This is a genomic window from Variovorax sp. YR216 (genome assembly GCF_900107745.1).
Taxonomy (GTDB): domain Bacteria; phylum Pseudomonadota; class Gammaproteobacteria; order Burkholderiales; family Burkholderiaceae_C; genus Variovorax.
The window spans coordinates 101007-124459 of the sequence record NZ_FNRO01000003.1; the positions used below are offsets into that span (position 1 = coordinate 101007).

Sequence of the window (23453 nt, forward strand, 5' to 3'; positions counted from 1 at the left end):
TAACGCCACCGCGTCATGACGTTCAGGGCTGCGCCATCTTGCAGTCCGTGCCCTGGGCGAGCTCGTTGCCGCTGTAGACGGCATCGGTGCGGAAGCCGTAGTTGGTGCCCTCCCATCCGACCTTCACCGTCTTGCCGTCCACCGGCGCGATGGTGTTGACCACCTGCGGGATCAGCAGCTGATGATCTTCGGCGCGCATGCGGACCGGGCCCACCACCGAATCGAAGCTCAGGTTCTCGAGCGCGTGCGCCACCTTCGGCGTGTCCATGCTGCCGGCCTTGTTGATCGCGGCGGCCAGCAGGCGCGGCGTCATCTCGATGCGCGGTGCGAGGAAGTCCTTGCCCGTCTTGGCCTTGTAGGCCTTGGCGAGCGCGTCGACCTTCGGCGAATCGGCCTGGCCCGGATGCCACTCGGCCACCCAGGTGAGCTGGCCGAGCTTGGCCTGCGACACCGCGAGCACCGTGCCCGGCACCGACCCGGCGCTGTGGTTGAAGTAGTGCAGGTCGTAGCCCGCGTCGCCCGCGGCCTTGAGCAGCAGCGTCATGTCCTGCCCCCAGTTGCCGGTGATCACCGAATCGGCGCCCGACTGGCGGATGTTGGCGACATACGGCGCGAAGTCCTTCACGCGGCCGATCGGGTGCAGCGTCTCGCCGACGAACTGAATGTCGGGTCGCGCGAGGCCGACGAGCTGGCGGCCGTAGCTCGCCCACTGTTTGCCGTGCGCGTAGTCCTGGTTGAGCAGGTAGACCTTCTTCACTTCCGGCGTCTTCTTGATGTAGTTGGCGATGGCCTTCATCTTCATCGACGTGTTCGCATCGGTCTGGAAGTGCCAGAAGCTGCATTGCTTGCCGGTGAGTTCGGGATCGATCGACGAGTGGTTGAGCACCAGCAGCTCCTTGCCTGGATTGCGCTGGTTCCACTTGTTGACTGCCTGCACGATCGCGCTCACCACCGACGAGCCCGAGCCGCCGGTGACGATCGCACGCGCACCCTGGTCGATCGCCGCCTGCAGCGCGCTCTGGCTTTCTTGCGCCGAGAGCTTGCTGTCGAACTGCAGCAACTGCAGCCTGGTGCCGCCGAGCACGCCCCCCTTGGCGTTGATGTCCTCGATCGCGAACTGGGTGTGGGTGAGCATCAGTTCGCCCACATTCGCGAAGGGCCCCGAGAGTGGGTCGATGTAGGCGATCTTGTAGGTCTGCTGCTGCGCGTGCGCGGAACCGATGCCAAGGAGCGCCGCGGCCGCCACGGGCGCAAGCAGAAGGGGGAACTTCATTGAACTGTCTCCGGTAGGGTGGAAAGGTCAGGTGCGCTCGCGCAGGCCGATCACGCGCCATGCGAGCTTCGAGAGTTCGGCCGTCATCTCTTCCGGCGTGAAGCGGCCATCGGGCTTGTACCAACTGAAGAGAAAGCCCGGCAGGCTCAACGCCGCGAACGCGGTGATCTTGGTTTCGTCGAAGTCGAGGTCGCCATCGCTGCGCGCCTGCTCCAGCAGCGGAAAGAGCTGGTCGTAGAAGTGATGCGCGAGCTTCTTCTGCGCCTCGAGGTACTCGGGGCGGTACACCTGCGGCTCCTTGTAGGCGAAGAAGGCGCAGGGGTAGTGCGAGATGGTCGCGCGGATCAGCCGCTCGATGCCATCCTTGACCTTGTCGACCGCGGGCCGCGGATCGTTCGCGGCGAAGTCCAGGGCGGTGAAGCAGTCGACCGCGGGCCGCCACGACAGCGTCTCGAAGATCTCCTGCTTGTCGCGGAAGTAGTAGTAGACGAAGGGCTTGGTTGCGTCGAGCGCGCGCACGATCTGCGCCATCGTGGTGTTGGCGTAGCCCTGCGCCGCGAAGAGCTGGGCGGCCGCCTGCAGGATGCGCTCGCGCTGCACGTCGGTGCCCGCGGTGGCGGTGCGCTGCCGGCCCGTGCCCTGCGGCCGATCGGGCCGAGCGGCGGGCGGAGGGGCTTGCCCAGAGGGTTTGTGCGGTGTCGCCGAAGTTATACCCATGGGTAGGATTGTTCGTGCACCATGCGGCGATTGGCAAGCGGCCAACCCTATCGATAACCCTGTGAGAGTGACGCCATGGAGACAACCCAGCTTCCCGACCGCCCGCAGCAGCCCCTGCACGAGTACCTCCGCACGCATGCGCGCGAGCGCGGAAATCATCCGGCCTGCATCTGGTATGGGCACACGACCAGTTACGCCGAGCTCGATGCGGCGAGCGACGCCTTCGCGGCTCGCCTGCAGGCGATCGGCGTCAGGAAGGGCGAGCCGGTGGTGCTGTTCCTCAACAACTGCCCGCAGTACCTCGTCGCGCACTACGGCATCCAGAAGATCGGCGCGATCGTCTGCCCGAGCGGCCCGCTCAACAAGGAGCACGAGCTGGCCTACCAGGTCAACGACCTCAAGGCGCGCGTGATCGTCGCGGCATCGTCGCTGCTGCCGGTGGTCGACAAGGTGCGAGCCGCGAGCGCCCTCGAGCATGTGTTCGTCGTGCACTACGCCGACCTTCTGCCCTCGTCCTCGACGCTGGATCTTCCCGCCGAGTTGTCTGCGGCCCAGGGCGAAACGCGCAGCGTGCCCGCCGGGTGCGAGGACTTCCTCGCGGTGATGGGGAGCGGCGCGCGACCTGCGCCGGAGGACGTATCGCTCGACGACGTGGCGCTCATGACCTACACCTCCGGCACCACCGGCCTGCCCAAGGGGGCGATGCTGAGCTACGGCAATGCGCTCTTCAAGACGCGCGCAGCGGCGGACTGCAACGGCGTCGATGGCGACGACGTGCTGCTGTCGATCGCGCCGCTCTATCACATCGCCGGCATGCTGATGGGCGTGAACGTGCCGGTGCTCACCGGCGCGACATCGGTGCTGATGCATCGCTTCGAGCCGCGCGCCGCCCTGCAGGCGATCGAGCGCTACAAGGTCACCTGGTGGTACAGCATCGCGCCGATGAACGTCGCGTGCATGCGGGTGCCGGGCATCGCGGACATGAATCTGTCGAGCCTGCGCATGAATCCGGTCACCAGCTTCGGCATCGCCTTCACCGAACCGCTGGCGCAGCAGTGGCGCAGCAACGCGCCGAACTGCAGTTCGTTCGAAGCCGCCTATGGGCTGAGCGAAAGCCACACCTGCGACACCTACACGCCGCACCATGCGCCGCGCTGGGGAACGCAGGGCGTCGCGGTGCCGGGCGTGACCATCCGCATCATCGATCCCGACACCGGCGCGGACAAGCCGACCGGCGAGATCGGCGAGATCGTGCTCGCGAGCCCAGGCACCTTCAAGGGCTACTGGAACAAGCCGGAGGCCACTGCCGCGACCCTGCGCAACGGCTGGGTGCACACCGGCGACATGGGCAAGCTCGATGCCGACGGCTACCTCACCTTCATCGGCCGCTTCAAGGAAATGATCAAGGTCTCGGGCTACAGCGTGTTCCCCGAGGAAGTCGAGACGATCCTGATCAAGCACCCGGCGGTGGCGCAGGCAGCCGTCGTCGCGCAGCCCGACGCGGAGAAGGGCGAAGTGGTCAAGGCCTTCATCGTGAAGAAGCCGGGCGCCGATATCGATGCCGATGGGCTCGTCGCGTGGTCGCGCGAGAACATGGCGACCTACAAGGCGCCGCGGGTGGTTCGCTTCATCGACGCATTGCCGACCACTGGCGCGGGCAAGGTGTTGCGCCGGCTGCTGAAGGACTGACCGAATGCTGAAAAAAGTTCTGATTGCCAACCGCGGCGAGATCGCGGTTCGACTGGTGCGCGCGCTGCGCGATCTCGGCATTGCGAGTGTCGCGGTGCATGCCAAGGACGATGCGGCGGCGCTGCATGTGCAGTTGGCCAATGTCGCGGTTCCCCTGTCGGCGACCGGGCCGTCGGCGTATCTCGACATGGCCGCGCTGATCGCCATCGCGCGCGAGCAGGGCTGCGATGCGGTTCATCCGGGCTACGGCTTCCTGAGCGAGCGCTCCGACTTCGCGCAGGCCTGCGCCGATGCGGGGCTGTGCTTCATCGGCCCCACGCCGGAGCAGCTCTCGCTCTTCGGTGACAAGGCTCGTGCGCGGGCGCTGGCCGAACAGTGCGACGTGCCGGTGATGCCCGGCAGTGCGGGCGCGGTGACGCTCGCGGAGGCGCAGGCCTTCTTCGCGGCCCAGCAGGCCGATGGCGCCGGCGTGATGGTCAAGGCGATCGGCGGCGGTGGTGGACGCGGCATGCGCGCGGTGCTGAACGCCGACGATCTGCCGGAGGCGCATGCGCGCTGCATGTCCGAAGCCAAGGCCGCGTTCGGCGTCGAAGGCGTCTATGTCGAGCGCCTGATGCGCAACGCGCGGCACATCGAAGTGCAGGTGCTCGGCGACGGCCAGGCGGTCGCGAGCCTGGGCGAGCGCGAATGCACGCTGCAGCGCCGCTTCCAGAAGCTGGTCGAGATCGCGCCCAGCCCTTCCTTGCCTGAATCGCTGCGCGACAAGGTCACGCAGGCCGCGCTGCGCATGGCGAAGGCGGTGGGCTACCAGGGCCTGGGCACTTTCGAATTCCTCGTCGACGAGCACTCGGCGTCGCTGCCCTGCGTGTTCATCGAAGCCAATCCGCGCCTGCAGGTCGAGCACACCGTGACCGAGGCGGTGACCGGTCTCGATCTGGTGCAGCTCCAGGTGAGCGTCGCGAGCGGTCAGACGCTCGCGGACCTCGGCATCGACACCACGCGTACCGCGGCGCAGCGCGGCTTTGCGGTGCAGTGGCGCATCAACGCCGAGACGCTCGATGCGCAAGGCAATGCCCGCCCTTCCGGCGGCACGCTCACGCGCTTCGATCTGCCGGCCGGGCCGGGGGTGCGGGTCGATTCGCACGGCTATGCGGGCCTTGCGCCTTCGCCGCACTACGACACGCTGCTCGCCAAGCTCATCGTGCATTCGTCGTCGCCGCGTTTCGCCGATGCCCTCAGGCGTTCCCTGCGGGCGCTCGAAGAGTGTCATGTGGACGGCATCGCGACCAATCTGTCGCTTCTTCGCGCGATCGGCACGCGGCCCGAGTTCGCCACGCAGGCGGTGCACACGCGATTCGTCGAAGCGCACCTGGCGGACCTGCTGGCATCCGCATCGCATATCGACGTCGCGGCGGCGAAGCACGCGCGGCCCGCAGCCGTCCCGGCCGACGCGCGCATGCAGCCGGACGACGAGGACGGCCTCCGCATCAAGGCCCCGATGCCCGCGAAGCTGGTGCAGTTCGAAGTCGACGTCGGCGATGTCGTGCCGGCCGGCGCCCAGATCGGCGTGCTCGAAGCGATGAAGATGGAGCACCTGCTGCATGCGCCCGCCGCCGGCCGCGTGGTCGCGCTGCTGGCCGAGCCGGGCGACTACCTCGTCGAAGGCCAGTCGCTGGTGAAGCTCGAGCCGGTCGATGCGCATTCGGTCGAAGCCGAGGCGCGTGCCGAGCAGGATCTCGACGCCATCCGCCCCGATCTGCAGAAGGTGATCGATCGCCACGCCTTCACGCTGGATGCAAGCCGCGCCGCTGCCGTGGCAAAGCGCCATGCACAGGGCGGCCGCACAGCGCGCGAGAACATCGCGGACCTGTGCGCGCTGGCCGACGACCCGGGCAACTTCACCGAATACGGTGCGCTGGCGATCGCCGCGCAGACGCGCCGCCGCTCGCTCGAAGACCTGATCGCCAACACGCCGGCCGACGGCATGGTGACGGGCATCGGCAGCATCAACGCGAAGCAGTTCGGCGCGGAGAAGTCGCGCTGCGTGGTGATGTCCTATGACTACACCGTGCTCGCCGGCACGCAGGGCATGCGCAATCACCACAAGACCGACCGCATGCTGGGCATCGCCCACCAGCTGCAGTTGCCGGTGGTGCTGTTCGCCGAGGGCGGCGGCGGCCGACCGGGCGATACCGACATGCCGATCGTGGCGGGGCTGAACAATCACACCTTCAGCCAGTTCGCGGCGCTGTCGGGCAAGGTGCCGGTCGTCGGCATCGTCCATGGGCGCTGCTTCGCGGGCAATGCGGCGCTGCTGGGTTGCGCGGACGTGATCGTCGCGACCGAGGCCAGCAACATCGGCATGAGCGGCCCCGCGATGATCGAGGGCGGCGGGCTCGGCACCTTCGCGCCGGAGCAGATCGGGCCCAGCAGCGTGCAGTCGCGCAACGGCGTGATCGACATCCTCGTGAAAGACGAGGCCGAAGCGGTCGCGGCGGCGAAGCAGTACCTCTCGTACTTCCAGGGCCCGACGAGCGACTGGGAATGCGCCGATCAGCGCGCATTGCGCCATGCGGTGCCCGAGAACCGGCTGCGCGTCTACGACGTGCGCGCGGCGATGCGCGGCGTGGTCGATACGGGCTCGCTGCTGGAGCTGCGCGCCGGATTCGGCGCAGGCATCGTGACCGCGCTCGCGCGGATCGAAGGCAAGCCGGTCGGGCTGCTGGCAAACAACCCGCACCATCTCGGCGGCGCGATCGATGTCGAGGCGGCGGACAAGGCGGCTCGCTTCATGCAGCTGTGCAATGCGCACGGACTGCCGCTGGTCTCGCTCTGCGACACGCCGGGCTTCATGGTCGGCCCGGAGGTGGAGGCGCAGGCGCAGGTGCGTCACGTGTGCCGCATGTTCATGGTGGCATCGCATTTGCGCGTGCCGTACTTCGCGGTGGTGCTGCGCAAGGGCTACGGGCTCGGCGCGCAGGCGATGACCGCCGGGGGCTTCGATGCGCCGGTGTTCACCGCCGCGTGGCCGACCGGCGAGTTCGGCGCGATGGGTCTCGAAGGCGCTGTGCGGCTCGGCTTCCGCAAGGAACTCGAAGCCGCCGCCGAAGGGGCGGAGCGCGACGCGCTGTTCAAGACGCTCGTCGCGCAGCAGTACGCGAACGGCGAGGCGATGCACATGGCGCAGACGCTGGAGATCGATGCGGTGATCGATCCTGCCGACACGCGCGCCTGGTTGGTGCGGGGCCTGGCGTCGACGGCGGCCTCGAAGCGAGAGGCGACGGCCTACGTCGACACCTGGTGAGGTCACAGCTCTACACAACACTTCGTCACAGGCTTACAAGCAGTTCACATGGGGCATGGAGGATGAAGGCTCCAGCAACTCAAAAGGAGTCCTCCATGAAAAAACTCGCTGTCACCCTGGTCATGGGAGCCGCATCTTTTCTGACGATCGGCACTGCGGTCGTTGCGCCGACCGGCGCGATGGCGCAGCCGGTGGTCTCGGTGCACGTCGCGCCGCCGCCGCCGCGTCATGAACCTGTTCCGCCGCCGCGCCGGGGCTATGTCTGGGCACCGGGTCACTACGAATGGAACGGCCATCGCTACGTGTGGAGCAACGGCAGCTGGATGCGTGAAAAGCCTGGCTATGCCTACCGCGCACCGGAATGGCGTGAGCACGAGGGCCGCTGGGAATACCACTCCGGCCGTTGGGACAACGACCACGACGGCGTGCCGAACCGGTACGACCGCCGGCCCAACGATCCCAACAGGAGCTGACGCTTCCGCCGGGCCGCGTTCCTAGAAGAACAGGCGGAAGACCAGGGGCATGAGGAGTGCGGCCAACACCACCTGCATGCCCAGCGCCAACCCCGCGTAGGCGCCCGCATCGGCGTTGACGTGCATTGCACGTGCAGCGCCGATGCCGTGCGCGGCAGTGCCCAGGCCGAAGCCGCGCGCCGCAAAGCCGGTCGGGCTGGTGCTGATCCGCAGCATGTCGAAGAGGTACTTGCCCGACAGTGCACCGATCATCCCGGTGAGCACCGCGAACACCGCCGAGAGCGCGGGAATGCCACCGATCTTTTCCGAGATGCCCATTGCAACCGGCGCGGTCACCGACTTCGGTGCGAGCGACAGCACCACGTCGTGCGGCAGTCCGAACGCCCATCCGAGGGCGACGGCCGACCCGCCAGCTGCTGCGCCTCCGAGCAGTGACGCGAGCAGCAGTCGCCCGAAGCGCGCGCGCAGTTCGGCGCGACGCTGCCACAGTGGCCATGCGAGCGCGACCACCGCCGGGCCGAGCAGGAAGTGAATGAACTGCGCACCCGCGAAGTAGGTCTGGTAGTCCACGCGCGTGAGCAAAAGGCCGCCGGCCAGCACGATCACCGACCAGAGCACCGGGTTGGCCCAGGGGGCGCCGCCGAGCCGTGCGTACACCGCGGTCGCGATCAGGTAGACAACCAGCGTCGCCGTGAGGCCGAACAGCGGCGTGGCGGAAAGATAGATCCAGAGTTCGACGAAGCGCGGCACAGGGGTCCTCAGGGCTTGTCTTGCGGTTCGCTCTTGCGGTCCGGCCACCAGAGCACCAGCGCGGTGACGCCGAGCCCGATCCACGTCGACAGGGCGATGATGATCAGCATGCGCCCGCCGTACTGGCTGAGCAGCGCGAGATGGGTCATCACGCCGACGCCGACCGGCACGAAGAGCAGCGACAGGTGTGTGAGCAGAAAGCCCGCGCATTCGGCCACCGGCTCGCGAACGACCGCGAAGCGCAGACCCACGAGCATCAGCATCATGCCGAGCACCGGGCCCGGGAAAGGCAGCGAAAGCCCGCGCGAAAGAACCTCGCCGATCGACTGGAACACCAGCAGCCAGGCCAGCCCCTGCAGTCCCTTCATGCTCAGAAACGCGGAAGGTCCGCAAAGGGCTGCGGCTGGCCGGCGCGGAAGACCTGCTTGCCGTACTCGGCGCAGCGCTGCAGGGTCGGGATCACCTTGCCGGGGTTCAGCACACCGGCCGGATCGAACGCGCGCTTGATGCCGAACATCTGCTCGTTCTCCTCGGGCGTGAACTGCACGCACATGCTGTTGAGCTTCTCGACGCCCACGCCGTGCTCGCCCGACACCGTGCCGCCCATCGCGACGCTGGTCTCGAGGATGTCGGCGCCGAACAGCTCGCAGCGGTGCAGCTCGTCAGGGTCGTTCGCATCGAACAGCACCAGGGGATGCAGGTTGCCGTCGCCCGCATGGAAGACGTTGCAGCAGCGCAGGTTGTATTTCTTCTCCATGTCCTGGATGGCCAGCAGGATGTCGGCGAGCCGCTTGCGCGGGATCGTCGAATCCAGGCACATGTAGTCGGGGCTGATGCGACCCGATGCCGGGAAGGCGTTCTTGCGGCCGCTCCAGAACTTGAGGCGTTCGTCCTCGTTCTCGCTCACCGCGATCGCGGTGGCGCCGCAGCCGCGCAGCACGTCGGTCATGCGGCCGATTTCTTCTTCGACTTCTTCGGGCGTGCCGTCGGATTCGCACAGCAGGATGGCGGCGGCTTCGAGGTCGTAGCCGGCGTGCACGAAGTCCTCGACGGCGGCGGTCATCGGCTTGTCCATCATCTCGAGGCCGGCGGGGATGATGCCGGCGGCGATCACGGCCGCGACCGCATCGCCGGCTTTGCGCACGTCGTCGAAGCTGGCCATGATGCAGCGCGCCAGCTGTGGCTTGGGCACGAGCTTGACCGTGACTTCGAGGGTGACCGCGAGCATGCCCTCGCTGCCGATGACCAGCGGCAGCAGGTCGAGGCCAGCGCAGTCGAGCGCCTCTCCGCCGAATTCGACTGGATCGCCTTCCGCGGTGAAGCCGCGCACGCGCAAGACGTTGTGCAGGGTCAGCCCGTACTTCAGGCAGTGCACGCCGCCCGAGTTCTCGGCCACGTTGCCGCCGATGGTGCAGGCGATCTGGCTCGATGGATCGGGTGCGTAGTAGAGGCCGAAGGGAGACGCCGTCTCGCTGATCGCGAGGTTGCGCACGCCGCACTGCACGACGGCGGTACGGCTTACCGGATCGATCTTGAGGATGCGGTTGAACTTGGCGAGCGAGAGCGTCACGCCCATCGCGTTGGGCATGGCGCCGCCCGAGAGGCCGGTGCCGGCGCCGCGCGCGACCACCGGAACGCCGAGCGCGTGGCAGGCCTTGAGCACGGCAGCGACTTGCGCTTCGGTTTCCGGCAGTGCAACCACCAGCGGGCGCTGGCGGTAGGCGGTGAGCCCGTCGCACTCATAGGGCACCGTGTCCTCGGCGTTCCAGATCAGCGCATGGGCCGGCAGGTGCGGCTGCAGCGCCTGGACGACCCGGGACTGCCGATCGGACGTTTCCAGCGCCGATTGCTGGAGAGGCGTGGTGGGCGCGTTCATGACGATGACTCTACGCCAAAGAAAAGGCAAGAGTCGCGGCTTCATTCCAGGAATCCCGCGGAACCGGCTTTGCCGGGCCGCCGGGATTGCCCCCCGGTGAGGGGGTGCCAGAGCCACACGAAGTGGGCGAGGCTGGGGGTGAGCCCTTTTCTACTTGAAAACCACGGTCCGGTGACCGTTCAGCAACACGCGGTGCTCGCTGTGCCACTTCACGGCGCGTGCCAGCACCTGGCTTTCGGTGTCGCGGCCGCGTGCGGTCAGGTCTTCGACGGTGTCGGTGTGGTCGGCGCGCTCGACATCCTGTTCGATGATCGGGCCTTCGTCGAGATCGGCGGTCACGTAGTGCGCGGTGGCGCCGATCAGCTTCACGCCGCGGTCGTGCGCCTGGTAGTAGGGCTTGGCACCCTTGAAGCTGGGCAGGAAGGAGTGGTGGATGTTGATCGCGCGGCCCGCGAGCTGCGTGCACAGGTCGTTGCTCAGGATCTGCATGTAGCGCGCGAGCACCACGAGATCGGCGCCTTCGGACTCGATGATCTCCAGCTGCTTCGCTTCGCCCTGCGCCTTGGTGGCCGCGGTCACCGGAATGTGGTGGAACGGCACGTTGTAGCTCGCCGCCAGCTGGTAGAAGTCGCGGTGGTTCGAGATGATCGCGCGCACGTCGATGGCGAGCAGGCCGCTCTTCCAGCGGAACAGCAGGTCGTTCAGGCAGTGGCCTTCCTTGCTGACCATGATGACGGTCTTCATCGGCTCGGCGGCCGGGTAGAGCTTCCAGCGCATGCCGAACTTCGATGCGAGGTCGGCGATCTGCTCGCGCAGCGAGGTCTCGGTCTGGTCGCATGCGAAGCGCACGCGCATGAAGAACAGGCCCGTGCCGTGGTCGTTGTACTGCGCCGCTTCTTCGATGTTGCCCTCGCGTTCGAGCAGGAAACCGGAGACGGCATGGACGATGCCGGTGCGGTCGGGGCAGGAGAGGGTGAGGATGTACGCGGAGGTCATAACGCCGGCAATTGTCGCAGGGAGCCCGAAACCGGATGCCGGTGCCAAAATGCCCTTTTCCGGCAGGAACTCATCCGAGAGGAGTGATATGGCTTACAACGACTTCAGCATGGACAACCAGTGGTTGCCCTTCACCCCCAACCGCCACTTCAAGAAGGACCCGCGCGTCTTCGTGGCGGCGGACGGGATGGAGTTCACCACGCACGACGGGCGCAAGGTGATCGACGGGATCTCCTCGCTGTGGTGCGTGGGCGCGGGACACAACCGCAAGCCGATCAACGAGGCGATCAAGGCGCAGCTCGACACGCTCGACTACGCGACCGCCTTCCAGGTGAGCAACGACAAGGCCTTCCGGGCCGCCGAGATGATCAGCGCGATGGCGCCGGGCGACCTGAACAAGGTGCTGTTCTGCAACTCGGGCAGCGAGGCGGCCGATACCTCGCTGAAGGTGGCGCTGGCTTACCACCGCGCGCGCGGCGAAGGGCACCGAAACGTCTTCATTGGCCGTGAGAAGGGCTACCACGGCGTGGGCTTCGGCGGCATGTCGGTGGGCGGCATTCCGGGCAACCGCAAGGTGTTCGGCTCGGCCTTCCTGCCGCGGGTGGACCACATGCGCTTCATCCACGACCCGGTGAACCATGCCTACATCCACAACGAGGAGCCGGTGTGGGCCGAGGATGCGCTGGCCGACCTCGAACTGCGCATCCTGCCGCTGCACGACCCGAGCAACGTGGCCGCGATCATCGTGGAGCCGATCGCCGGTTCGGCCGGCTGGTACATCCCGCCCAAGGGCTACCTCACGAAGCTGCGCGAGATCTGCGACAAGCACGGCATCCTGCTGATCTTCGACGAGGTGATTACCGGCTTCGGGCGCATGGGCACCAACTTCGCGTCGGACTACTACGGCGTGGTGCCGGACATGCTGAACTTCGCCAAGTGCGTGACCAACGGCGTGATTCCGCTCGGCGGCGTGATCTGCCGCGACAAGCTCTACGACGCGATGATGAACACCTCGGCGCCGGAGCACGTGGTGGAGTTCTTCCACGGCTACACCTACTCCGGCCACCCGGTCGCCTGCGCGGCGGCGATCGCGACGCTGGAGCTGTTCCAGAAGGAGCAGCTCTTCCAGCGCGCAGGCGAGATGGGCAAGGTGCTGGGCGATGCCTTCCACAGCACCTTCAAGGGCCTGCCGAACGTCGTCGGCATCCGCAGCCTGGGCCTGGCGGCGGCGGTGGAGCTCGCGCCGGTCGCGGGCCTGCCGGGCAAGCGCGCCTACGACATCTTCCTGGACTGCTTCCACAAGGGGGCGCTGGTCCGGCCGGCGGGCGACGTGCTGGTGATCGCTCCGCCGTACATCGTCGAGAAGTCGCACATCGACACGCTGGTCAACACGCTGGCGGACGCCATCAAGAAGCACGCCTGACCGGGCGGACGTCGGCGCAGTAGTCCTTCTCGGGCACTGGCGGCGTGGGCCACGCGGCGTCGAAGACGCTGGCGGTGTCGCGCGGCGCGCCGGCCTGCATCTGCACCACCTTCACCGACACGTCGGTCGGCAGGTGCTGCGGCACGCCGAGCGCCTTGTTGGCGTGCCCGGCGCCGCTCACCAGCAATACGGTCTTGCCCGGCGCGCGCGACTTGACGATCGCCTGCGCCATGGCCCGGTCGCGGGCGATCTGGATGCGCGTCATCGGCACGATCTGGGATTCGGGCAACAGGTCGCAATGGCCGGCGCGCACGGCTTGCTGCTGGGCGGCGCGCGCTTCGTCCGTCAGTTGGGCGTCGAGCGACACATCGGCCATCGCGTCCTTCATGTGCTCGCGCGGCAGATTGGCGCCGACGACCGGAACGCCCGCCCGCACGGCCGCCATCACCGCGGGGCCGTAGGCGCTCCAGCGCCAGGCATTGTCGTTCCAGCCGAGGGCGGTCTTGACCTGCTCCTCGGTCGCATCGGACGGCAGGTAGCCGGTGGCGTTGCCTTCCTCGGCCATCTCGATCGCCAGCGCGGCCAGTTGGCCCCTGGCGGCGAGCGCCTCGACGGTCTCGCGCTCGATCACCTGGTGTTCCGGCGCGTCGTGCTGTTCGCCGAGGAGCAGCGCGTCGACCGGCATCAATGCGTCGATGCGGCGCGCGGTCGGCGCATCGGCTGGCGGCGAGCTCGCACAGGCCGTGAGCATGACGGCGCCGACGAGCGGTACGAGGCGGCGGAGCGCGCGGGTGCGGAGGATGGGCATGCCGTACTATGCCGCGCCCCGGGCCGGGCGGGCGGCCCGGCCGCAAACGAAAAGGAGCGCCGAAGCGCTCCTGTCACGAAGTTGAGACGGCGTCAGTGCACGAGGACCGGGGTATGCGCCAGCTCGGCATAGCCTTCCAGGGTGTCCTCGACTTCTTCCTGCGTGGGCGTGTTGATCTGCCAGGCGGCGATCTGCTGCTGGAAGAGCTCGGCCCAGGAGCCATCGAGGTAGACCTCCTTGCCCGAGCGCTTGTCCACGATCTCGAAGCCGTGGCGCGCCAGGGCCGGGACGTTCGGCGCCACCGGCGCATCGCCTTCGGTCGGCTGCACGTGCACGACGACGAAGGAGTCGGAGTCGTAGAGCATTTGCATTGCGGGTCCTGTGAGGATTTCGATAGCGTTCATGGTCGTTAGATAGCAATCAACGCGCCAGTTTCAATGTCCGTCGTCACAGCGTAGGAATGCGCCTGTATCTTTTTGTGACTTTTTACTTGGCCGGAGCCGAAAGTGGCTCCGGATCGTCCAGCCAGGCGATCATCAGGGTGTACGACACCGCCAGCAGCACCGGCCCGACGAAGATCCCGACCAGTCCGAAGCCGAGCAGCCCGCCGATCACCCCCGCGAAGATCAGCAGCAGCGGCAGGTCCGCGCCGCGCTTGATCAGGAAGGGGCGCAGGAAGTTGTCCATCGTCCCGACGATGAGGGTCCAGATCAGCAGGAAGATGCCCCAGCCGGTCGAGCCGCTCCAGAACACCCAGACCACCGCCGGTGCCAGCACCAGGGTCGGGCCGATCTGGACGATGCAGAACATGAACATCACCGCGGTCAGCAGCGCCGCGAAAGGCACGCCGGCGATGGCGAGGCCGATGCCGCCCATCACCGCCTGGACGATCGCGGTCACGCCCACGCCCAGCGCGACGCCGCGGATGGCCTTGCCGGCCAGCACGACCGCGTCCTCGCCACGCTGGCCGCCGAGCTTGCGGCCGAACTGCCGCATCGTGGCCGCCGCGTTCTCGCCCTGGGCGTACATCAGGCCCGCGATGACCACGGTGAGCAGGAATTGCAGCGTGAGCGCGCCCACCACGCCCGCCTGCGCGAAGAGCCAGCCGGTGACCTGCTTGGCATAGGGCGCGATCTGGGATTCGAGCCCGGACACGCCCGATGCGACCTGGGCGTTCCAGGCCGCCGTCAGCCTCGGCCCGACGAAAGGCAGGCTGCCGACCCACGCCGGCAGCTCGGGCGCGCCCCGGCTGATCAGCGCCTTGACCCACGAATACACCTCGTCCGCGTTGGCGGCGATGGTCGAGATCGCCATCGTCAGCGGCAGCACGAACAGCAGCAGCAGGATGAGCATCATCACCAGCACCGCGAGGCTGCGGCGGCGCCAGAGCTTCTCTTCGAACCACAGCAGCGCCGGCCAGCTCGCCACCACGACCATCGCTGCCCAGATGGTGGCGCCCAGGAACGGGCGGAGGATCCACAGCGACGAGCCGATGAGGAGCGCGATGCTCAGGACGCTGAAGGTGATCTTGGCCAGGTCGGATCGGATATCGGGCATGGTGCGGCGCTCGTTGCTGGAACGCCTCGCAGTGTCACCGAAGTCGGCCGGCCCGGGGGCCGCGGATTGTCACGCCATCGGCACAGCCCAGGCGTCGTAGCCGTACACCCAGTCGGCGTTGCCGCCCGCCTTGAGCCACTGGTTGCCGCGCGAGCCGACCTGGATGCTGCTCGCGCGCTCGATGCGCATCGCCTCGTAGCGCGCGAGGGCGGCCGGAACTTGAGCCGGCTTGTCCGCGACCGAGAGATTGCGCGCCAGCACGACCGCGTCCTCGATCGCCATGCCCGCGCCCTGTGCCATGAAGGGCATCATCGGATGGCAGGCGTCGCCCAGCAGCGTCATGTGGCCGCGCGACCAGTGCGGCAGCGGATCGCGCTCGTACAGCGCGGTCTTGAGCACCGTGTCGCAGGCATCGAGCAGCGCGCGCGCATCGGGGTGGAAGTCGGCGTAGAAGCCGCGAAGCTCCTCCACATTGCCGGCGGTGGTCCACGATTCCTCGTGCCACGAATCCTGCGCGGTGGTCGCAAAGATGAAAGTGTCACGTCCCTGATTCAGCGGGAAGGTCACGATCTGGCTTTCCGGCGACGGGCCCCACCACTTGGTGAAGGCGGCGATGTTCGGCACGTCCTTGACGCGCTCGGTCGGCACCACCGCGCGGAAGGCGACCACGCCGGTGAAACGCGGGCTTTCGGCGCCGAACATCGCGTTGCGCACCACGGAGTGGATGCCGTCGGCGCCGATCAGCACGTCGAGCTCGGTGGCCTCGCTCTGGTCCTTGAAGCGGATGCTCACGCCCTGGCCGGTCGCTGCGATCGATTCGGCGCGCTTGTCGAAGCGGACGCGCTCCAGAGGGAACGCATCGGCCAGCGCCGCGAGCAGGTCGGCGCGGTGGATGGTGAGCTGCGGCGCACCGTACTTGCGCTCGGCCTCGTCGCTCATCGGCAGGCGCGAGGTTTCCTCGCCGGTGTCCCACATGCGGCTGATGCGGTGGGTGGGGCGTGCGCCCGATGCGCGGGCGGCGCGCGCGATGTCGGGCCCCAGCCCGTCCAGCGCTCGCACTGCGTTCGGCGTGAGATTGATGTCCGCGCCGACGCGGAAGAACTGCTTCGCCTGCTCGAAGACGGTGACATCGTGTCCCGCCTGATGCAGCGCGTTCGCCGCGGCCAGACCGCCGATGCCGGCGCCGACGATGCCGATTCTCAAATGACCCATGGTGTCTCCAGATGTGAGGAATGTGGGAAGTCGATATGTCAAGATCGCTTCCCGATGAGGTGGGTCGATTCTTCGGAAAGCGCCGCCGCGCCTCAACCGCCGTGCGTCCGCAAAGAGGCACGATTCATCCCACCCCCGGGCACGGGCCGCCGGAGCATCGAAACTTGGACGTCCTGAGCGAAGTGCTCGCCATCTGCCGGTCGGAGCGCGCGGTGACCGCGCGTTTCTCGCTCGGCGCGCCGTGGGGGCTGCATTCGGACGGCGTTCCCGGCGCGATGATCCGGCTGTCGCGCGGCGCGCCGTACTGGATCCGGCTCGAAGGCGGCGCACCGATCCGCGTCGAGAGCGGCGATCTCGTGATGCTGCCGCTCGGCGTGGCGCACACCATGTCCTCGTCGCCGGATGTGCAGGCCGAGCCCTTCTCGGCGCTCATCGCACGGCACGCCGATGGGCCGAAGGACGAGAACCCGCTCGTCTTCAGCCACGGCGGCAGTGGCGAGACCACCGAGATCTTCTCGGCGCTGCTGTGGTTCTCCGCGTACTGCCGCCATTCGGTCTTCCGCATGCTGCCGCCGCTGATCCACATCCGCGAAAGCGAGATGCCGATGGCCGGATGCCTCGCCACGACGATGCAGTCGCTCATCATGGAAACGCTGGACCGCCGCCCTGGGTGGCGCCTGTCGGCCGGGCGCATGGGCGAGTTGCTGCTGGTCAACATCCTGCGCGAACGCCTCGGCCAGCAGGCGGCCCAGGACCCGGGCTGGCTGCGCGGCCTGACCGATCCGGCGATCGCGCGCGCGATCATGGGCATCCACCGCGCGCCGCAGCAGGCATGGAGCGTGGAGCAGCTCGCCAGCGAAGCGGCGATGTCGCGTTCGCGCTTCTGTGCGCGCTTCAAGATGCTGGTCGGCGAAACCCCGATCGGCTACCTCACTGCCCACCGCATGGCGTTGGCCGCCGAGCAGCTCGAAGCCGGTGCGCTGCATCCGGCGCATATCGCCGAGCAGGCGGGCTACGAGTCGGAGAAAGTGTTCGCGCGCGCCTTCCGTCGCTGGTCGGGCTTGACGCCCAGCGCCTATCTGCGGCGCGAACGCGAGCGCCGCAGCCGCGTGCTTGAAATCCAGGCGCGCGAGGCCGGCGAGGCCTGAGCCGCCCGGCCGCTCCGAAGGCGAATGCCGAAGCGCTGCTGCGCGAAGGTACTCCCCTGATCACTGCATCGACACCTTCTCGCGCAACTGCAGGTCGATGAAGTCGCCGTTGGGCTGCGTCTGCCGGATGCGTATCGGCAAATAGCCGAGATCGGGCGCCAGCCACAGCTCGATCTTGTCGTCGAACGGCTTTCTGGGATTGCGCGTGAGCTTGCGCGCGGTGAATTCGCCAGCCTGCACCGCGACCTGCTCTTCGCCTGAGAGCGTGAAGGTCCAGATCTCCGCATCGCTGGTGCCGACGGTCTGCACCGCGATGACCGAGTCCGGCGGATAGCGTCCCGGATCGCCCGCCATCAGCGCGCCGAGCTGGAGCACGACGCTCAGCCGGTCCTGCGCGCCCGCCAGCAAAGGCACGGCGGGCGAGTTGTTGCTGAAGACCACCGTCTTCTGGTCGCGCACGAAATGCGAGGCGACCTCGGAGCGGCGCTTGTCCGAATAGCGCTGCGGTTCGATGCCCGTCGGGCCGATCGCGCCGGTGCTGCGCGTGCTTCGGAAGGTCACGAACAGGAACTTGATCGACAGGCTGGCGTCGTAGTGCGTGCCGTCCTGCTGCCAGACCAGATCGCCGAACGCGCCTTGCATCGGCTGCGCACCTTGCTGGGCGGTCGCGGCGAAAGCGAGCCGCACCGATCCCGAGATCCGAAGCGGCACCGAGCCGGGGATGTTGCCGCCGACATCGCCTTCGCCAGTGCCCTGGCCCGCACCTCGCCCGTTGCCGTTGCCGTTGCCCGGAGCTGCTGCGCCAGGGGCCGGTGCCTCAGGGGCGGGCGTTGTCTCAGGCGCCTGCGACACCAGATCCTGCGAGTCCGGCTGCGTTGGCACCATGGTTTCCGGGGTTGGCGCGGGCGCCGGCGCGATAGGCCGCGGACGCGCGACCGGCCGCGGGCGCGGCGGCTTCGGCGCCGGCTTGGTCTCTGCCTTGGGCGGAGGCGTCGACGCGGGCGGCTCGCTGGCAGCGGGCGGCGCGACGATGATGGTCCGCGTGACGAACTTGTCGATCTCCGGGGGCGGCGGCGTTCTCACGCTGACGGGCGCCAGTCCGAGCACGGCCAGATGGCCGGCCAGCACGATCGCCGTCACCACCGCCAGCGTGCGCCAGCGCGGACGCGGTGCATGGAAGGGGGGGAGGAGGGTGGAGGTCGGCATCGGAAGTCGGACCCGGTGCCGGCCGCGAGGTTCACCTCGGTACACTGCCGCCCGGTCAATCAGTTTAGTCACGATGCCGCGCCGGCATCCGCCGCCACCCATGAAACTCGCCACCCTCAAAGACGGCTCGCGCGACGGCCAGCTGGTCGTCGTCTCCCGGGACCTGACGAGCGCCCACTACGCCACCGGCATCGCCAACCGCCTGCAGCAGGCGCTGGACGACTGGGGCTTCATCGGCCCGCAGCTGCAGGACCTGTACGACGCGCTCAACGCCGGGCGCGCACGGCATGGGTTTCCGTTCGATCCGGCGCAGTGCATGGCGCCGCTGCCCCGTGCCTACCAGTGGGCGGACGGCTCGGCCTACATCAACCACGTCGAGCTGGTGCGCAAGGCGCGCAACGCCGAGGTGCCGCAGAGCTTCTATACCGACCCGCTGATGTACCAGGGCGGCAGTGACGATTTCATCGGTCCGTGCGATCCGGTGGTCGTGCAGAGCGAGGCGTTCGGCATCGACTTCGAGGCCGAGATCGCCGTCGTCACCGGCGACGTGAGGATGGGCGCCACGCCGGCGCAGGCGCTCGACGGCATCCGCCTCGTGATGCTCGCCAACGACGTGAGTCTGCGCAACCTGATCCCGGCCGAGCTGGCCAAGGGCTTCGGCTTCTTCCAGAGCAAGCCCGCGACCTCGTTCAGCCCGGTCGCGGTGACGATCGACGAGCTCGGCGACGCCTGGCAGGGCGGCCGGGTGCACCTCACGCTGCAGAGCACCTGGAACGGCCGCAAGGTCGGCATGTGCGACGCGGGCGAGGAGATGACCTTCCACTTCGGCGAGCTCATTGCGCACATCGCCAGGACGCGCAACGTGCGCGCCGGCAGCATCGTCGGCAGCGGCACCGTGAGCAACAAGGGCGTCGAGAAGGACGGCCGCATGGAATGGCCCAAGGGCTACAGCTGCATCGCCGAGAAGCGCTGCATCGAGACCATCCAGGACGGCCAGCCGAGCACCGAGTTCATGAAGTTCGGCGACACCATCCGAATCGAGATGAAGGGCAAGGACGGGCACTCGATCTTCGGGGCGATCGACCAGGAAGTGGTGTCGCTCGCGAGCGCGGCAGCCGGCGCCGCCGGCTGATCTACCCGCCAGACCGCCGCTTCGATTCGAGGTAGCTCCGGATCTCGTCGATGTCGCGGCGATCGACGACCCGGACCTCGCCGAATGCCTTGCTCCGCGCCCGGACGACGTTGGCGAACGCGTTGGCCTGCGAGCGGTACATCCGCTCCTTTTCCGTGGCCGTGGCGGTGCCGTTCATGTAGGCGTCGATCACGCGCTCCGCGGTGAGCAGCGTGGTCGGAATGTCGAAGTACAGGTCCCGCCTGCCCTTGAAGGCCCACAGCATGGGCCTGCCATCGGTGCCGCCGGCCGGGTCGGTCTGTTCGCATGCCGCGCCGAACACATGGCGGACGTTGGCAATGTCGAGGCCGTGGAAGGAGTTGTGCGGCACCAGCAGTTCCACCACGAACGGCCCCAGCTTCGCCTCGTGTTCGCGGCGCCTTTCGACGAAAGGCTTGATCGCCTGCTCGTAGTACCCGATCGCCAGGGACGATGCAGGCGCCCAGCGCGGAGGGAAGTCCGCGGAGCGTTCCTTGATCAGCGCCACGATCCGGTGCAGGGCGGCCTCCAGGCTCTTCCTGTCCGAGAACGGGAGACGCTGGATGCCGCGGATGTCGTCGGCCACATGGCTCGCCTCGCCTTTGGCGACCTGCTCCAGGATGAACACGCGCTTCGTGCCGATGTGGCCGTAGAAAAGGCCCAGCTCGAAAAGCACGTTGTCGCGCACCGTGACCTTCGTGCGCTGGGTCTTCGCGTCCTCCACCTTCTTCAGCGATTCCGCGACGGTCTGTCGCAGGTCGTCCTGGCTGAAGACGAGGATGGCCCATTCGGACGTCTTGGCCGCCAGGTCGAGGGTCTGGTAGATCTCGGCGCCGACATGCCCTTCGAACCAGTCACCCCACAGGTTGACGTTCAGGGGCGGGTCGAGTTCTGCCTTCGACAAGATCTCCTTCAGCAGCGGAACGAAGTGCTTGTTCTTCGCCAGGAAATCCGATGAACTGCCGACGAAGACGTCATTGGGGGTGTCTTGCATTTGCTTGCTCCCTCCACGGCGTTGATGAAGTGGAACGCGATGGCATTGTGGGTCATGCATGCGGTCCGCGCAGCAGTTCCTTCAGCGTCTTGATGCCCAGGCGGCGAAACGCGCGGTATTGGTGCGTGCGCGCCGTGGTGAGTTCGATGCCGACCGCGCGCGCCGCCTCCTTGGCGGTCTTCCCCGCGAGCAGATGGCCGATGACTTCGCGCTCGCGCAGGCTCAGCACCAGCAGGCGCGAAGCGAGCAGGGGCTCGGCCGCCTCGTGCCGTGCGGCGGTGCTGCGGGCATGCGCGATGGTGGCGTCGGCCAGAAGCTGCGCGTGGGCTTCGAGGCGGGCGAAGTCGCCTTCGTCGAAGTCGGGCTGAGCGAGGCTCCGATAGAAGCTCACCGCCGCGCGCTGTCCCGTCGGCAAGAGCAGCAGCACCGACGCGCGTTCGCGGATGCCGACATCGGTGTAGCAGGCAGCGCGAAAGGCAGGATCGGCGACGTCCTCGGCGGTGTGATGGCCCATCCACAGCTGTGCCCGCTTCGGCAGTTTGCGCGCCGCGAGCCACGCCATGTTGGGATCGAGCAGATCGAAGCGTTCCGCCACGTAGCGCTCGGCCGTGCGTTCGGCGGTGTTGCCGTAGGTGCTCGCGGCGGAGACGGTCTCGATGCGCCCCGACGCGCTGGCCGCGAACACCGTGCAGAAGGTCACCGGCAGCACGCGGTGCATCGCGGAGAGATAGCTGGCGGCGAGGTGCGAGGTGCCGATGCCGGCCAGCACCCCGCTGACCAGCGCTGGCGAAAGAGGGGTCTGATCGGCTTCGTGCACGGGCCAGCGCTTCATCGGATTCCTGGAGCTCGGGTTAACACCTCGTACGAAGTTATGACATCGCGCGCCCGGTCGCATCGGGACAATCCCGTCGCATGAACACCGCCGCCGTCTCTCCTCCCGCCGCACGTTCCGGCGATGCCGCGACCGGCCCGCAGCCGCCGGACGCAGGCGATCTGCCGCCCTCCGTCGGCGCCTTCGACTACACCCGCTTCGCGCCGCGCCTGCCGGCGCTCGAGAACGGCATGGAGCCCGGGCGGCATCCGGTCGTGATCGCCGGCGGTGGCCCGGTCGGCATGTCGCTCGCACTCGGGCTGGCCAACCATGGCGTGCGCAGCGTGATCCTCGAGGCGGACGACACCGTCTGCGTGGGCAGCCGCGCGGCCTGCATCTCGCGCCGCAGCCTGGAGATCGTCGAACGCCTCGGCGCGCTGCCGGCGTTCCTGTCCAAGGGGCTGCCGTGGACCGGCGGGCGCAGCTTCTACAAGACCGATGAGGTCTTCCGCTTCGAGATGCCGACCAGCGCGCAGCAGAAGCTGCCGCCGATGATCAACCTCGAGCAGTACTACATCGAGCAGTACCTGCTGGACGAAATCGTGCGCCGCAACGCGCAGACGCCGGGGCTGATCGACATCCGCTGGGGTACCGAACTCACCGGCTTCTCGGAGGAAGGCGAAGGCGTCCTCCTGTCGGCGCGCAATGCGCTGGCGGCGTACCAGTTGCGCGGGCAATGGCTCGTGGGCTGCGACGGCGGGCAGAGCTTCGTGCGCAAGTCGCTCGGGCTCAATCTCGAAGGCACGGCCTACGAAGGCCGTTACGTGATCATCGACATCGAGCTGCACAGCGACCACCCGACCGAGCGGCGCGCGTGGTTTGATCCGCCGTGGAACCCCGGCTCGACCGTGCTGATGCACAAGCAGCCCGACGACATCTGGCGCATCGACTACCAGCTACGCGCCGGACAGAACACCGAAGAAGCGCTGCAGCCCGCGGCCGTGACCGAGTTCGTGCAGCGGCATCTCGACGCGATCGGCGAAGGCCATCTGCCGTGGAAGACCGTCTGGACCTCGGTGTACCGCGCCGGCGCGATGACGCTCGAGAACTACCGCCATGGCCGCGTGCTGTTCGCCGGCAATGCCGCGCACGCGATGCCGATCTTCGGCGTGCGCGGCCTCAACTCGGGCTTCGACGACGCCGACAACCTCGCGTGGAAGCTGGCGCACGTGGCGCGCGGACTGTCCGATGCCGCATTGCTCGACAGCTACTCGCAGGAGCGCATCGCGGCCTTCCACATCAACGCCGAAAGCGCGATGCGCAGCACCGAGTTCATGTCGCCGCCGTCGCGCGGCTTCGATCTGCTGCGTGAGGCGGCGCTGTCGCTGTCGGGCGCGCATCGCGACATTGCGAACCTGATCAACCCGCGGCAGACGCAGGCGGTCGAGTATCGCGATTCGGTGCTGTCGACCGACGCCGACGACCTGGCCGAGGGCCCGGGTCCCGGCGAGGCGATGCCCGAGCAGCCGCTCGCGCACGACCTGCATCTGACCGACTTGCTGCGCCCGACCTTCATGGTCCTCGTGCTCAACATCGACAAGGTGGACGAATCGCTCGCCGCCGAGATCGCCGATGCGCAGGCCGGCCCACTCGCGGTCAACGTGTGCGAACTGCCGTCCCGGAGCGCCGATGCATCGGTGTTCGCCGCGCTCGGTGCGCAGCAGGGCGCGGTTTACCTGCTGCGCCCCGATGGACACATTGCCGCGCGCTGGCGCCGCATACCCAAAGGCGCGCTGCGTCGAGCCTTGGTGCGCGCCTCCTTCCTTGTCGAAACGGAACGCTCATGACCGCCCTGACCCACGACGCGCGCGATCGCGTCTATGCCGAATGCGCCCGCGCCATCAGCGAGGCCGGCACCGAGCGAGAATCGCTCTTCCTCGCGCGGCTGGCCCTGCTGCTGTTCGAGCAGGTCGGCGATGAAGAACGCTGCCGCGCCGCGCTGGCGCAGGCGCTCGACGGCCTGCCCGTGCCATCGCTGTCCGCAGGGAACTGACGCCTTTCCTTCC

At 67.9% G+C, this 23453-nt stretch carries 21 protein-coding genes; 8 read left to right on the plus strand and 13 right to left on the minus strand.

The window, feature by feature from the left end; genetic code table 11:
- Window positions 1–22: 22 nt before the first annotated feature.
- Together BLW05_RS10315 and BLW05_RS10320 are read right to left on the minus strand one after the other, a co-directional pair.
- Complete coding sequence (locus BLW05_RS10315; protein ID WP_093162328.1) at window positions 23–1273, minus strand: branched-chain amino acid ABC transporter substrate-binding protein; 1251 nt, start codon at window positions 1271–1273, stop codon at window positions 23–25.
- Between the two features lie 27 nt (window positions 1274–1300).
- On the minus strand, window positions 1301–1990 hold the full coding sequence (locus BLW05_RS10320) for a TetR/AcrR family transcriptional regulator (RefSeq protein ID WP_093162330.1): 690 nt from the start codon (window positions 1988–1990) through the stop codon (window positions 1301–1303).
- Between the two features lie 75 nt (window positions 1991–2065).
- On the opposite strand from BLW05_RS10320, the gene BLW05_RS10325 reads away from it, so the two are divergent.
- The 3 genes from BLW05_RS10325 to BLW05_RS10335 all read left to right on the plus strand — a co-directional run bounded on the left by BLW05_RS10325 (window position 2066) and on the right by BLW05_RS10335 (window position 7456).
- Window positions 2066–3679, plus strand: a complete 1614-nt coding sequence (locus BLW05_RS10325) for an AMP-binding protein (RefSeq protein ID WP_093162332.1) — start codon at window positions 2066–2068, stop codon at window positions 3677–3679.
- A 4-nt stretch (window positions 3680–3683) separates the two neighbouring features.
- Complete coding sequence (locus tag BLW05_RS10330) at window positions 3684–6983, plus strand: carboxyl transferase domain-containing protein (protein WP_093162333.1); 3300 nt, start codon at window positions 3684–3686, stop codon at window positions 6981–6983.
- Window positions 6984–7078: 95 nt separating this feature from the next.
- Window positions 7079–7456, plus strand: a complete 378-nt coding sequence (locus tag BLW05_RS10335) for a YXWGXW repeat-containing protein (RefSeq protein ID WP_093162335.1) — start codon at window positions 7079–7081, stop codon at window positions 7454–7456.
- 21 nt (window positions 7457–7477) lie between these two features.
- Here the strand turns inward: BLW05_RS10335 and BLW05_RS10340 are convergent, their stop codons facing one another.
- The 4 genes from BLW05_RS10340 to purU form a co-directional block, all read right to left on the minus strand.
- Window positions 7478–8206, minus strand: coding sequence for an LrgB family protein (locus tag BLW05_RS10340; protein WP_093162336.1), 729 nt, complete (start codon window positions 8204–8206; stop codon window positions 7478–7480).
- An 8-nt stretch (window positions 8207–8214) separates the two neighbouring features.
- Window positions 8215–8574, minus strand: a complete 360-nt coding sequence (locus BLW05_RS10345) for a CidA/LrgA family protein (protein ID WP_093162337.1) — start codon at window positions 8572–8574, stop codon at window positions 8215–8217.
- 2 nt (window positions 8575–8576) lie between these two features.
- Window positions 8577–10082: an FAD-linked oxidase C-terminal domain-containing protein gene (locus tag BLW05_RS10350; RefSeq protein WP_093162339.1), complete on the minus strand. Its 1506-nt coding sequence runs from the start codon at window positions 10080–10082 to the stop codon at window positions 8577–8579.
- Window positions 10083–10232: 150 nt separating this feature from the next.
- Complete coding sequence (purU, locus tag BLW05_RS10355) at window positions 10233–11078, minus strand: formyltetrahydrofolate deformylase (RefSeq protein WP_093162341.1); 846 nt, start codon at window positions 11076–11078, stop codon at window positions 10233–10235.
- Window positions 11079–11166: 88 nt separating this feature from the next.
- Here purU and BLW05_RS10360 point away from each other — a divergent pair, with 88 nt between their 5' ends.
- Window positions 11167–12501, plus strand: coding sequence for an omega-aminotransferase AptA (locus BLW05_RS10360; protein ID WP_093162342.1), 1335 nt, complete (start codon window positions 11167–11169; stop codon window positions 12499–12501).
- Here BLW05_RS10360 and BLW05_RS10365 read toward each other — a convergent pair.
- From BLW05_RS10365 to BLW05_RS10380, 4 genes are all read right to left on the minus strand, one after another.
- Window positions 12485–13309, minus strand: coding sequence for a ChaN family lipoprotein (locus BLW05_RS10365; protein ID WP_093162344.1), 825 nt, complete (start codon window positions 13307–13309; stop codon window positions 12485–12487). The genes BLW05_RS10360 and BLW05_RS10365 overlap by 17 nt on opposite strands.
- Before the next feature lie 92 nt (window positions 13310–13401).
- On the minus strand, window positions 13402–13680 hold the full coding sequence (locus BLW05_RS10370) for a BTH_I0359 family protein (RefSeq protein WP_177142619.1): 279 nt from the start codon (window positions 13678–13680) through the stop codon (window positions 13402–13404).
- 115 nt (window positions 13681–13795) lie between these two features.
- A complete protein-coding gene (gene ydiK / locus BLW05_RS10375; protein ID WP_093162348.1) occupies window positions 13796–14866 on the minus strand; it encodes an AI-2E family transporter YdiK in 1071 nt (356 codons plus the stop codon).
- Between the two features lie 69 nt (window positions 14867–14935).
- A complete protein-coding gene (locus tag BLW05_RS10380; protein ID WP_093162349.1) occupies window positions 14936–16078 on the minus strand; it encodes an FAD-dependent monooxygenase in 1143 nt (380 codons plus the stop codon).
- Between the two features lie 164 nt (window positions 16079–16242).
- Here BLW05_RS10380 and BLW05_RS10385 point away from each other — a divergent pair, with 164 nt between their 5' ends.
- Window positions 16243–17226 carry an AraC family transcriptional regulator gene (locus BLW05_RS10385; protein WP_093162351.1) on the plus strand — a complete coding sequence of 328 codons (984 nt, stop codon included), beginning with the start codon at window positions 16243–16245 and terminating at the stop codon, window positions 17224–17226.
- A gap of 60 nt (window positions 17227–17286) precedes the next feature.
- On the opposite strand, the gene BLW05_RS10390 is transcribed toward BLW05_RS10385, so the two are convergent.
- Window positions 17287–18432 carry a DUF3108 domain-containing protein gene (locus BLW05_RS10390; protein WP_093162352.1) on the minus strand — a complete coding sequence of 382 codons (1146 nt, stop codon included), beginning with the start codon at window positions 18430–18432 and terminating at the stop codon, window positions 17287–17289.
- Between the two features lie 100 nt (window positions 18433–18532).
- Between BLW05_RS10390 and BLW05_RS10395 the strand changes: the two genes are divergently transcribed.
- Complete coding sequence (locus tag BLW05_RS10395) at window positions 18533–19564, plus strand: fumarylacetoacetate hydrolase family protein (RefSeq protein WP_093162354.1); 1032 nt, start codon at window positions 18533–18535, stop codon at window positions 19562–19564.
- A 1-nt stretch (window position 19565) separates the two neighbouring features.
- On the opposite strand, the gene BLW05_RS10400 is transcribed toward BLW05_RS10395, so the two are convergent.
- Together BLW05_RS10400 and BLW05_RS10405 are read right to left on the minus strand one after the other, a co-directional pair.
- Complete coding sequence (locus BLW05_RS10400) at window positions 19566–20576, minus strand: TIR domain-containing protein (RefSeq protein ID WP_177142620.1); 1011 nt, start codon at window positions 20574–20576, stop codon at window positions 19566–19568.
- A 52-nt stretch (window positions 20577–20628) separates the two neighbouring features.
- Window positions 20629–21408, minus strand: a complete 780-nt coding sequence (locus BLW05_RS10405; protein ID WP_093162357.1) for a helix-turn-helix transcriptional regulator — start codon at window positions 21406–21408, stop codon at window positions 20629–20631.
- 80 nt (window positions 21409–21488) lie between these two features.
- Here BLW05_RS10405 and BLW05_RS10410 point away from each other — a divergent pair, with 80 nt between their 5' ends.
- On the plus strand, window positions 21489–23234 hold the full coding sequence (locus tag BLW05_RS10410) for an FAD-dependent monooxygenase (protein ID WP_093162359.1): 1746 nt from the start codon (window positions 21489–21491) through the stop codon (window positions 23232–23234).
- On the plus strand, window positions 23231–23440 hold the full coding sequence (locus BLW05_RS10415) for a DUF2783 domain-containing protein (RefSeq protein ID WP_093162360.1): 210 nt from the start codon (window positions 23231–23233) through the stop codon (window positions 23438–23440). Before BLW05_RS10410 ends, BLW05_RS10415 begins: the two co-directional genes overlap by 4 nt.
- Window positions 23441–23453: the final 13 nt, after the last annotated feature.